Raw genomic sequence first — 12256 nt, forward strand, 5'->3', positions numbered from 1 at the left:
CTCCTCCTCAGTAGGTTCTGGCTTTCGGTGGAAAAGCGTCCATGGTTTTAGGAGCAAAGTTGACCTGACGCTTGCCGACCCGTTTCTCAGCCGGAAAATACACGGAATGTGCCAACCAGTTTTCATCATCACGCTCGGTAAAGTCGTTCCGGGCGTGAGCACCACGAGACTCCTTACGCTCTTCGGCAGAAACCGCAGTAGCATAAGCTACTTCATAGAGATTCTCGAGTTCAAGAGCTTCAATGCGGGCTGTATTAAATGCCTGACTCTTGTCTTCGAGGTGAGTATTTTTCAGACGCTCACCCAACTCATTCAGCTTCTTCAGACCTTCCTGCATACTATCGCCTTCACGGAATACACCGAAGTAGAGCTGCATAGTGTTTTGCAAATCCTTACGGACGTCGGCAACCTTTTCACCGCTACCGGACTTGTTCAGCCGATCCAGACGGGACATGGCCGCTTCAACATCACTGTCAGAAGCATCAACACCATCGAAACCCTCTCTCAGGTTTTTCTCGATCTGGATACCTGCTGCACGACCAAACACGACCAGATCCAGGAGAGAGTTACCACCCAGACGGTTAGCACCGTGAACAGATACACATGCAGCTTCACCGCAGGCATAGAGACCTTCTACAACTTTATCGTTACCTTCAGCATCCGGAAACAGAGCCTGCCCACCCACATTGGTAGGAATACCACCCATCATATAGTGACAGGTTGGAACGACCGGAACAGGCACTTTAACCGGATCAGCATGAGCGAAGGTCTTGGACAGTTCACAGATACCTGGCAGACGCAGATTCAGAGTTTCTTCACCCAGATGATCAAGTTTCAGCAGCACGTGGTCCTTATCCGGTCCACAGCCACGTCCTTCCAGAATTTCGAGAATCATGGAGCGAGCTACTACGTCACGGCCAGCCAGATCTTTGGCATTGGGCGCATAACGCTCCATAAAACGCTCACCTTCACTGTTGATCAGGTAACCACCTTCACCACGACAACCCTCAGTCACCAGAACCCCCGCACCGTGAATACCGGTTGGGTGGAACTGCCACATTTCCATATCCTGCATTGGGTAGCCAGCACGCAGAGCCATACCAATACCGTCACCGGTATTGATCAGGGCGTTAGTGGTGGAAGCATAGATACGTCCAGCACCGCCGGTAGCCATAACAGTTGCTTTGGATTTAACATAAACGGTTTCGCCTGTTTCCATGCAAATCGCAATAACACCGGCCACCTGACCATTCTGATTCTTCACCAGATCTACGGCGTACCATTCGTTCAGAAATGTAGTACCACCTTTCAGGTTGGCCTGATACAGAGTATGTAGAAGAGCGTGCCCTGTGCGGTCAGCAGCCGCACAGGTTCGAGCAGCCTGACCACCCTTACCGAATTCTTTGGATTGACCACCGAATGGTCGCTGGTAGATACGCCCTTCTTCAGTACGAGAAAAAGGCAACCCCATATGCTCCAGTTCAAACACAGCCTGGGGACCTACTGAACACATATACTCGATTGCATCCTGGTCACCGATATAGTCCGAACCTTTTACGGTATCGAACATATGCCAGCGCCAGTCATCCTGAGGATCTGCACTGGCAATAGCACAGGTAATACCACCCTGGGCAGATACAGTATGAGAGCGAGTTGGAAACACTTTGGTCACACAGGCCGTTTTAATACCGGCCTGAGTCAGTTGCAGTGCAGCGCGCATGCCAGCGCCACCGCCGCCGATTACGATGGCGTCGTAAGTCAGTGTGCGAAGAGCTGTCATAGATCAATTCCCCCAGAGAATTTGAATGCCCCAGACAATGTAACTGAATACTGCTACAAAACAGATCAGCTGGAAGGGGAAACGAATCAGAACAGACTTGTTCCCAAGTGCACGAGCATTCAGGTAGTCAGTGGCAATGGTCCACATACCCACCCAGGCGTGGGCAGCAATGGAAAGAATGGCGAGCAAGGTAAATACCTTCATCCAGGTCTGCTCGAACAGTCCGTTCCATTGCTGAAAATCCAGACCAGGATTTATAAGAACATAGCCGCCTAAAAACAACGTGTAAGCAGCCAGAATGATGGCAGACAACCTCTGCAGCATCCAGTCGTAGAGTCCACTTCGGGACAAGTTGGTAATATTTGTTACCACAACCACACCCCCGCGAGCACAATCAGTACAGCTGATAAAACAATGGTGACGATCGCACCAGCCTTACCTGACTCCTTACCTTCACCAATACCGATATCCATTAACAAATGCTTGACACCGGCAACAAAGTGGTAGATCAGCCCGGAAAGCAACACCCAGACAATAAATTTGACCAGGCCACCCGACATGAGCGCTTTCAGTTCGGCAAAGGACTGCTCTGAAGACAGCGACAGATCCAGTGCATAGAGCAGGAAACCCACCCCAACAAACAGCAATATTCCCGAAATCCTGTGCAGGATCGAGGTATACGCTGGCAGAGGTAGTTTAATTGTGGTTATGTCTAGATTGACAGGTCTTTTGCTATTCACGTTTTTTGTCCCAACGCCCGAGGCGTGCACAGCTGAATCAGCAACAATATCCAGAGACTACGACCCACTCGGGTTCATACCCTCTTTTTATCAGGCTTGCCTGAACAGGCTACCCTGAATGCAGGTTAAGAAGCCGCGTTAATTCATGTTAACGTTCTTTTCTCACCCCCCTAATGAAGTCCTCCACGACTTCGGCTGAGGAGTATAAACAGTTCGGTTTTCAATTACAATTGATTAACACTCTAGGCAAATTTACTATAGACCTCTGAACTTATTGCGCAGACTTTTTCACAGATACACAGGTTTGACAAACAAATTTCTGGCCCTATAGTGGTCGAACCGTAAAGGGCCCCAACCAAAAAAACTTATTCTGTACGCATAATAATTATGGGTCCGAGAAGACGATAACGACAGAATAAACGGCAAGACAGGAGCCTATGATGGCTGAAAAGAAAGCAACCCTCTCGATTGACGGCAAACAACTGGAACTTCCTGTACATACGGGGTCCCTGGGCCCAGATGTTGTTGATGTTCGCAGCCTGACTGCCAATGGTCTGTTCACATACGACCTTGGTTTTGTATCTACCGCTTCCTGCGAGTCAAAGATCACTTACATAGATGGTGAGAAGGGCGTGCTACTGCACCGTGGCTACCCGATTGAGCAGCTTGCTGAGCACTCTGACTACCTGGAAACCTGCTACCTGCTGATTTATGGCGAACTTCCTAACAGCAAAGAGAAGAAGCATTTTGAAGACACCATCATGCGTCATACCATGATACATGAACAAATGGTGGATCTATTCTCCGGTTTCCGTCGTGACGCTCACCCCATGGCCGTGATGTGCGGTGTAGTAGGTGCTCTCTCTGCCTTCTATCACGATTCACTGGACATCACCAACGAACGTCACCGTGAAATCTGCGCCTATCGCCTGATTTCCAAAATGCCTACGCTGGCAGCCATGACCTACAAATACTCCATCGGCCAGCCATTCGTTTACCCGCGCAATGACCTGGGTTACGGCGGCAATTTCCTGCACATGATGTTTGCTACTCCCTGTGAAGAGTACGAGGTTAATCCTGTACTGGCACGCGCCATGGACCGCATCTTCCTGCTGCATGCTGATCACGAACAGAACGCATCAACTTCGACTGTTCGTCTGGCAGGCTCCAGTGGTGCCAACCCATTCGCCTGTATTGCTGCTGGTATCGCAGCTCTCTGGGGACCGGCTCACGGTGGTGCCAACGAAGCAGTGCTGGTGATGCTGAACCAAATTGGTGATGAGAAACACATCGATGAATTCATTGATCGCGCCAAGGACAAGAATGATCCCTTCCGCCTGATGGGCTTTGGCCATCGAGTCTACAAAAACTTTGACCCACGTGCCAAGGTTATGAAGCAGACCTGTGACGAAGTTCTGAGTGAACTAGGCCTGGAAGACGATCCACTGTTCAAGATCGCCAAGCGCCTGGAAAAGATAGCACTGGAAGACGAATACTTCGTCGAGAAAAAGCTGTACCCGAACGTAGACTTTTACTCCGGCATTATCCTGAAAGCCCTGGGCATTCCAACAGAGATGTTCACAGTAATCTTCGCAACCGGTCGTACTCCGGGCTGGATCGCTCACTGGCATGAAATGATCAGTGGTGAATACCGCATTGGTCGTCCGCGTCAGCTCTACACCGGCGAGACTTCCAGAGACTTTATCCCGGTTTCCGATCGCTAATCACTGCTATACCCGTTACCTGCTGAAAGCCGAAGTCTTATTGGCTTTCAGCCCTCCCTTCTGCCTCAGACTTTTTTGCCCACTTTCATCATCTTCGCAACGTGACCTGCATTTTCTCGAAAGCGGCCAAAAACAACGCCTCGAGCTGATTGCTTACAACACCGACAGAACAACCTTTCAGACTTCCGGGGGTCAAAACATTCTTCACAGCTATCAGCCTCGTCTATTTTTAACCGATATTATTAACGAGTAGCTCAGGGAAGAGCATCCCGGCAAGAACGGCTAATACGATAGAGCGAATACGATAGAAACAATGACTGAACTTTTTCTGACCCCGGAGCCCTGGATAGCTCTGGCAACACTGACCCTTCTGGAGATTATTCTGGGCATCGACAACATCATTTTTATTACGATCGTTGTCGACAAAATGCCTGCACACCAACGCAACAGCGCCCGCAGACTCGGGCTGTTACTGGCCATGTTCACAAGGATCGCCCTGTTGCTCTCCATTACCTGGATCATGAGTCTCACTGCCCCTCTATTCCATCTGTTCAATCATGCCCTATCCGGCCGCGACCTGATTCTTCTCGGAGGCGGGCTCTTCCTGCTGATTAAAGCCACTCACGAGATTCACGATTCTATTGAGCCCGGCGAAGATGAAGGATCTCACCTTAAACCACGAGGGTATGTTATAACCCTGATCCAGATTGCTCTCATCGATATTGTTTTCTCCCTGGATTCAGTCATTACAGCAGTGGGACTGGCAGAACACCTCTGGGTCATGATCACCGCCATTGTTATTTCGGTAGGCATCATGATGTTTGCTGCAGCCCCTATCGGAGAGTTTGTCAGCAATCATCCTACCTTCAAAATGCTGGCGCTCTCCTTTTTGATTCTGGTGGGAGTCTCCCTTATGGGAGAAGGTCTCGACTTTCATATTCCAAAAGGCTACATCTACTTTGCCATGGCCTTTTCTATGGCCGTCGAGATGCTCAACACCCGTTTGCGATCGAGACAGTCTGCGACAAACAAGTAGCATTGGAGTATTCTCAAACAATTGAGCAACACCCTCTTATCACTGGAGCTGTTATGTCCTGTCCGATTCTGTTTGATATGGGTGGCGTGATTGCCGACTCCTGGCAACCCTTCTTCTCTTTCTGGTCAGAAGTTTTGATCAAACTGGACGCAGAAGACCTGGCCACAGAAGAGCAAGTTCTCGCCCTTTTTGAAGGCAATTTTTTTAAAAAGCTAAGCCAGCAAGTCGCCGGAGACAAAGTGCAACACGCTCTTATGAATCATGCACGACTTGCCCACCTGGAGTTCATGAAAAACTGCCGCTCTATTCCTGATGTCAGTGAGAGCTTGCAGCACCTTGGCCAACACTTCCCTCTGTACCTGATCACCTCCAATTTTACCCAAGCTGCAGAGCATTTCCTGAATAATCAGAATATCCGGTGTTTCAGGGGAATAATGGGTATGGAACAGAGCTTTATCAAAACGGACAAAATCCGAACAGTGATGAAACAGCACCCGGATCAGCCCTGTTATTTCGTTAGCGACACCTCAGGAGACCTGCATGAAGCTCGAGAAGCTGGCGCTGTTCCCGTTGCAGTCAGCTGGGGGTGGCATAACCGTAAAACTCTTGAAGACGCGAAGCCCGCTTTCATACTTGACAATCCGTCTGAGCTGCTAGACTTCAGCTTTCACATTTAAAGCCCGGACAGACCCCTATGAGGCTCAACTGTTTCAGATATGGCTTCCCTGGCCACTTCTCACGGAATTTATTCGGGATTAAAAGCAGCCAGTCTCCGGGATCCTTGTGCCTGTTGGCCTGCCCCGGAGATTCTTCTACCCAGATACCTCAAAGGGCATCAATGACTAAAACGGGTGATATTAATGAATAGCGTGAAAGCAGAATTCATTAAGCTCAGATCCCATCTACTCACAGGCACCAGCCACATGATTCCCTTCGTGGTAGCTGGCGGAGTGCTCCTATCGGTGTCTGTCATGTTTCATGGCAAGGGAGCCCCGCCCGAATCCGGTTTTCTCAAAGATGTGTGGGAGATGGGAGTCGCTGGTTTTACCCTCTTCATCCCGGTTCTGGGAGGCTACATAGCCTGGTCTATTGCCAACCGCCCCGGCCTGGCACCTGGCATGATCGGAGCATGGCTGGCAGCTCAGTTTGGATGCGGTTTTCTGGGGGCTATGATTGTCGGGCTTATCGCGGGCTATATCGTCAATGCCCTCAAGAGAATCCCCTTCTCATCGAACATACAACCTGTTGCTACCATCTTTGTCTACCCTCTGGCAGGTACTTTTCTGACCTCCGCTCTGGTGATTTGGGTGATTGGACAACCCATCGCCAATATGATGAGTCACCTCAACGATTGGTTGCATAGTCTTCAGGGATTATCGAAGGTTTCATTGGGGGTCATTCTTGGAGGAATGACCGCTTTTGACATGGGCGGCCCAATTAATAAAGTCGCTACCCTGTTTGCTCAGACTCAGGTAAAGAACCACCCCTACCTTATGGGCGGTGTCGGCGTCGCCATATGCACCCCGCCACTGGGTATGTGGCTGGCCACTCTGCTGTCACCCGGCAAATACACTGCTGAAGAGCGAGAGGCTGGCAAGGCCGCTCTGGCCATGGGTATGATAGGTATATCAGAAGGGGCAATCCCCTTCGCTGTTGCTGACCCGATACGGGTCATACCCGCCATTGTTCTGGGAGGTATTACAGGCAATGTTATAGGTTTCATGGCCGAAGTTATCAACTACGCTCCCTGGGGAGGCTGGATCGTTCTACCGGTTGTCGACGGTCGCTCCTGGTACATTCTGGCCACTATCGCAGGCGCACTGGTAACAGCTCTGGCTGTCAACCTGTTAAAACCTGTAAAACCAGAACTTTAAGAACCTGTCGACGATAATTACCTTTACCCTGAATTAAAAATGCCTGAAGGTTAGATCAACATATGAAGAACTCGCATCCATTGGTTGAAGTCACGCCGCAAAGTCACGACCTTGTTCTCGAGATAGTCTACGCCACCGAGAACAACTTCACCGGTAAGCAGGTTTATAAAAAACCTCTCTGCCTGATGCACGAAGAAGCCGCCAACAAATTGCAAAACGTCATTGAAGTTCTTCAACCCATGGGGCTCAAATTAAAAATATGGGATGCCTTTCGCCCCCTGGAAGCCCAGCAAGAACTCTTTAACTGTGCACCAGACCCTGAATATGTATCTCACCCGAAAACCGGTTTGCGAACCCACTGCAGAGGAATAGCTATCGATCTCACGCTGGTTGATCGGTTTGGGCGGACACTGGAAATGGGTACCGAGTTTGACGACTTTCGTCCTCTGGCTCACCATGGCAATGACCAGATTTCCGAGCTCGCACAGAAAAACCGGTTAATACTGGCAGGTGCCATGAATGTCGCTGGATTCGACTCTTTACAAAACGAATGGTGGCATTATCAATTGCCTGATGCCGACCTGTATCCGATATTAGAAGAAAGTGAAATCGGCTCAGGTATTATTTAGTTCAGCTAGGGGTTCTACTTCACACTGTTCACGCTGAGCTTGTCGAAGTGCGGGTCGCTCTTCGACGAAAACTCAGAATGAATGAAGTGTGTGTCTATGCCAGTGCTGCCGCACTGGTGATCAATTTGCGAATCTCAGGAATACAGGAGCCACAGTTTGTTCCGGCTTTCAGAGACAGGCCCACCTGAGCAGGATCACTGAAGCCTTCCTCTTCAATCACACGACAAATGGTTTTCTCCCCCACACCAAAACAGGCACACACTACTTTGCCGGTATCTTCTCCCTGAGGTGGCATACCTGCCAGTAAACGCCAGCGCTCCGAAAAAGGAATATCCTCTTTTTCAAAGGCAGCCTGTAGCCATGCACGATCACAGTCTGACAATGACTCACCGATAATAAGAAGAGCCTGTAGCTGGCCGAGAGCAAACCAGGCGCTACGGGCGCTGCCTGTCTTCGGATCGGTGTAATCAATTCTTTCCCTCTCAGGGCCGATAGATTCCAGCACGGAAGAATCAATGCCCTGACCTGCCAGCTCATATCGGAATCCCTGCTGGAATTTCACCTCTGTCGCATAATCAAATGGCTCAAAATCCTGTTTTTTGCGACTCAGTAACACAGCCTGTTGTTTCAGAGATACAGCCTCAATCCTTGCAGGAGTGTGTTTACAGCCCGGTTGTTTTGACCAGGGGTCTACCGCAGGCTTCACCAGCACACCACAATGCCCGGTCTTGCTGTTCTGACGTGTCCAGTGCATGGGCATAAAAACATTACCCTTACCTACTGTAGATGTCACAACCACTCTGATCAAAATGGAATCAAAGGCTGTGGACAATCGGCACAATGCCTGATCAACCAGCCCATATTTTTGAGCATCTGCAGGATGAACTTCCAGGAAAGGCTCATCAATATGCTGACTCAACCTGGGAGAGAGTGCGGTGCGTGTCATAGTGTGCCAATGATCACGAACCCTGCCGGTATTCAGCAACAGCGGGTAATCAGCATTGGGCTGATGGTAGGAGACCTCAAACTTCGTCGAAACAATAGTTGCACGACCTGTTTCAGTGAAGAAACCACCCTCAGCAAACAATCTTGTATGTGGATGAGACGTCTGCCCTGAAACCAGTGGCCACTGAAATGGCTCAAGCGCTTCGTATTCTGCATCTGAGATAGCTGCCAGAGCACCAATATTAAAATCTCTTCTACGACCCTCAGAATTATTTTCAAAAGCTGAAAGAGCCGCATGCTCGCGGAAAATATCAGCAGCCCTCTGATAATCAAAGGCGTCACCAAAACCCATTTTCTCTGCCACTTTTGAAATAATCCACCAGTCAGGTTTAGAGTCTCCGGAAAGATCAAAAAGGGCCCTTTGTCTGGAAATTCTTCGCTCCGAGTTTGTGACCGTACCATCCTTTTCACTCCAGCCGGCCGCTGGCAGACGAATATGGGCAAACTCAGAGGTGTCTGTTTTCCCAATACAATCAGACACGACAACCGTCGGACACTTTTTCAGCGCACTGATAACCTTATTGGCATCAGGCATACTGACTACAGGGTTGGTGCCCATAATCCAGACAAACTTAATGTCGCCCTTATCCATGGCATTAAACAAATCGACAGCTGTTTTACCCGGCACAGTGGCAATATTCGGCGCCTTCCAAAACCGTCTGACCCGATCTACATCGTCTGTGTTTGAAAAATCCATGTGGGCAGCCAGCTGATTGGCCAGACCTCCAACCTCTCGCCCTCCCATTGCGTTAGGCTGACCTGTAAGCGACAAGGGTCCAGATCCCGGCTTACCAATACGACCCGTAATCAGGTGACAGTTGATAATGGCATTGACTTTATCGGTGCCAGCAACCGACTGGTTCACACCCTGAGACCAGGCCGTGACAACTTTATCGGTCCCGGCAAACCACTCACAAAATTGCTTGAGTGCAGGTTTTTCAATCCCGCAAAGTTCAGCGACCTCTGAAAAGCTTCCTATTTTTCTGGCGGCTTTCAGAGCCTCATTAAAACCTTGGGTGTGCTGATCAATGTACGACTGATCCAGCTTATTGTGCTTATCGAGATAACTGAATAACTTATTAAAGAGAGCGGTGTCCGTGCCTGATTTCAGCGGAAGATGCAGGTCTGCAATATCACAGGTGTCAGTGGCACGGGGGTCAATAACAACCACCTTCATGTCCGGACGCTGCTCTTTTGCAGCTCTTATTCTCTGGAATAATACCGGGTGACACCAGGCCGTATTGGCTCCGACCAGAACAATCATATCGGCCAATTCAAGATCTTCGTAGCTGCCGGGAACCGTATCGGAACCCAGTGATCTCTTCTGACCTGCTACCGTAGAAGCCATGCAGAGGCGTGAGTTGGTGTCCATATTGCTGGAACCAATAAAACCCTTCATTAGTTTGTTGGCCACATAGTAATCTTCTGTCAGTAATTGACCAGAGCCGTATAAAGCCACCGCTTCAGGCCCGTACTCTTCTATTGTGGCTTTCAGTCGCTCAGCGACTTCATCCAGAGCAAAATCCCAGCTGACTCTCTGTTCACCTATAAAAGGCGTTAGCAGTCTATTTTCCAGAGAAACCGTTTCCCCAAGAGCGCTGCCTTTTGAACAAAGGCGCCCGAAATTAGCGGGGTGATCTTTGCGGCCTTCTATATCTACAAGATGCAAATCTTTATTGGTGACCGTCGCCTTGATACCACAGCCAACACCGCAATAGGCACACGTCGTATGGATGACTTGTTGCTGGTTATTGCAGATATCGATGCTGCCAGACATAGACATACTTCCTTTATTAATAGTTTCCTAGGAATTCAGATAACGTTTGCCGAAAACAAGTCGGTCGCGAATATCTGAAATATCCCGTCCTGTTTCCATCAATTCCTGATACCAGAGACCATCGGAAGCATCTCCAAAGAGCAAAGCCCCCATCAACTTATTATCACGGATCACCAGTTTTCGGTAGATGCCAACCCCTGCAGCATCAATGATGATCTCTTCATCACTCTCTTGCGCAACAAACTGTCCACTGGAAAACAGATCAATACCGTCAACTTTCAGACTGGTAGGAATCGGAACCGGCTCAAACCGCTCTCCCGAGGTACCCAACAGGCGATGCACGGCCACTTGAGCGTGCCCATAAACCGGCGCCACAAGCCCAAACAGGTCACTATTCAACTGAACACACTCACCAATTGCCGTTACTGAAGGGTCAGAAGTTTGCATTCTGTCATTCACCAGAATACCTCTGTCACACTCCAGCCCGGTTTCCCTGATCAGTTCTATATTGGGCCGAACCCCTGCAGTGACGACCACCAGCGAAGCCTGCAACCACTCGCCATCTTTCAGCTGCACGCCAGTCACTTTACCATTTTTGCCCGTGTAGGAATCGAGCATGGCACTGCAACGAAACTCAATGCCCTTTTCTTCCAGTGCTCCTTGCAAAAGCTTACCGGCCTTTTCATCCAGTTGTCGGGCCATGGGAATGGACATGGTATCCACCACGGTGACTTTCATGCCCCGTCTGGCAAGACCACTGGCACATTCAAGCCCCAGAAGTCCGCCACCAATCACCACAGCCTTTGCCTCAGGACCGGATGAAGCGGTCAGCATCTGCTCAACATCATCGAGATTCCTGAAAGCCATAACGCCTTCCAGGTCGGCCCCAGGTACGGGAATACGATTGGGTAGAGATCCCGTCGCCAGGACCAGATGATCATAATCAAAACATTGACCACCCTCTGTCTCGACTCGCTTCAACTCAAGATTGAGATCACTAACCCGATAGTCACAGCCCGATAACAGATTGATATCCTGATCCTGATACCAGGACTCAGGCTGCAGCTGAATCCCCCGGAGATCGACGCTGCCTGCCAACAGTTTGGATAACTGGATTCGGTTATAGCCCGGGCAGGGTTCTTCAGATAGGACGGTGACCTGATATTGATGACCGCTCTGCTCAACCAGCTTTTCCAGAAAACGGACTGAGCCCATGCCATTTCCCACCACCAGCAGCTTCCGCTGCAATGGCGGTTGACGACTAACGTCAGCCGCCTTGAATACCGCTGTCATATCAGGCTGCCTCAATGGAAACCGATACCAGTGAGACCTGAACCCTCTGGTCCACCACTTCTACGGGATAAGCATTCAGCGCCACGCTCTCATCTTCCAGACACTGACCCGTAGTCAAATCAAAGTGCTGCTTGTAAATGGGCGATGCCACTACCAGACGCCCTTCCAGATCACCTACCAGACCACGAGAGATAACATTGGCCTGACTGAATGGATCATAATTATCCAATGCATATACTTGGTCGTCTACTTTAAACAACGCAACCTGCACACCATCCACCAGAGCACAAACACCCAGGTTAGGAATAAGATCACTTTCACTGCAAACGGTTGTCCAACCTTTATTGGCTGTACTGGCTGTGAGCACTTGAGTCATGATTAAAGTCTCCTGTTTTTCA

11 protein-coding genes are annotated in these 12256 nt (G+C 49.7%); 5 read left to right on the plus strand and 6 right to left on the minus strand.

Annotated elements, in window-relative coordinates; translation table 11 throughout:
- Nucleotides 1-7: 7 nt before the first annotated feature.
- Genes sdhA through sdhC form a run of 3 tightly spaced genes read right to left on the minus strand, consistent with a single transcriptional unit; the run spans nt 8 to nt 2520 of the window.
- Nucleotides 8-1780 (minus strand): succinate dehydrogenase flavoprotein subunit, encoded by a 1773-nt coding sequence (gene sdhA, locus ACO6V5_RS09465; protein ID WP_422133300.1) that lies wholly within the window; start codon nt 1778-1780, stop codon nt 8-10.
- A gap of 3 nt (nt 1781-1783) precedes the next feature.
- Complete coding sequence (sdhD, locus tag ACO6V5_RS09470; protein ID WP_422133299.1) at nt 1784-2152, minus strand: succinate dehydrogenase, hydrophobic membrane anchor protein; 369 nt, start codon at nt 2150-2152, stop codon at nt 1784-1786.
- A complete protein-coding gene (sdhC, locus tag ACO6V5_RS09475) occupies nt 2146-2520 on the minus strand; it encodes a succinate dehydrogenase, cytochrome b556 subunit (protein ID WP_422133298.1) in 375 nt (124 codons plus the stop codon). Before sdhC ends, sdhD begins: the two co-directional genes overlap by 7 nt.
- A gap of 440 nt (nt 2521-2960) precedes the next feature.
- Between sdhC and gltA the strand changes: the two genes are divergently transcribed.
- The 5 genes from gltA (at nt 2961) to ddpX (ending at nt 7783) form a co-directional block, all read left to right on the plus strand.
- Complete coding sequence (gene gltA, locus ACO6V5_RS09480) at nt 2961-4244, plus strand: citrate synthase (RefSeq protein ID WP_422410733.1); 1284 nt, start codon at nt 2961-2963, stop codon at nt 4242-4244.
- 313 nt (nt 4245-4557) lie between these two features.
- Nucleotides 4558-5280: a TerC family protein gene (locus ACO6V5_RS09485; protein ID WP_422133297.1), complete on the plus strand. Its 723-nt coding sequence runs from the start codon at nt 4558-4560 to the stop codon at nt 5278-5280.
- 53 nt (nt 5281-5333) lie between these two features.
- Nucleotides 5334-5957 (plus strand): HAD family hydrolase, encoded by a 624-nt coding sequence (locus ACO6V5_RS09490; protein WP_422133296.1) that lies wholly within the window; start codon nt 5334-5336, stop codon nt 5955-5957.
- A 183-nt stretch (nt 5958-6140) separates the two neighbouring features.
- Nucleotides 6141-7154: a PTS fructose transporter subunit EIIC gene (locus tag ACO6V5_RS09495; RefSeq protein WP_422133295.1), complete on the plus strand. Its 1014-nt coding sequence runs from the start codon at nt 6141-6143 to the stop codon at nt 7152-7154.
- Nucleotides 7155-7216: 62 nt separating this feature from the next.
- Complete coding sequence (ddpX, locus tag ACO6V5_RS09500) at nt 7217-7783, plus strand: D-alanyl-D-alanine dipeptidase (RefSeq protein ID WP_422410722.1); 567 nt, start codon at nt 7217-7219, stop codon at nt 7781-7783.
- A gap of 94 nt (nt 7784-7877) precedes the next feature.
- On the opposite strand, the gene ACO6V5_RS09505 is transcribed toward ddpX, so the two are convergent.
- The 3 genes from ACO6V5_RS09505 to nirD are packed head-to-tail and all read right to left on the minus strand — an operon-like array spanning nt 7878 to nt 12234.
- Nucleotides 7878-10565, minus strand: a complete 2688-nt coding sequence (locus tag ACO6V5_RS09505) for a molybdopterin-dependent oxidoreductase (RefSeq protein WP_422410724.1) — start codon at nt 10563-10565, stop codon at nt 7878-7880.
- A 27-nt stretch (nt 10566-10592) separates the two neighbouring features.
- A complete protein-coding gene (locus ACO6V5_RS09510; RefSeq protein WP_422410726.1) occupies nt 10593-11858 on the minus strand; it encodes an NAD(P)/FAD-dependent oxidoreductase in 1266 nt (421 codons plus the stop codon).
- Between the two features lies 1 nt (nt 11859).
- Nucleotides 11860-12234: a nitrite reductase small subunit NirD gene (gene nirD, locus ACO6V5_RS09515; protein ID WP_422133291.1), complete on the minus strand. Its 375-nt coding sequence runs from the start codon at nt 12232-12234 to the stop codon at nt 11860-11862.
- Nucleotides 12235-12256: the final 22 nt, after the last annotated feature.

Origin of the sequence: Endozoicomonas sp. ALD068 (assembly GCF_049310145.1) — a bacterium.
Lineage (GTDB): Bacteria > Pseudomonadota > Gammaproteobacteria > Pseudomonadales > Endozoicomonadaceae > Endozoicomonas_A.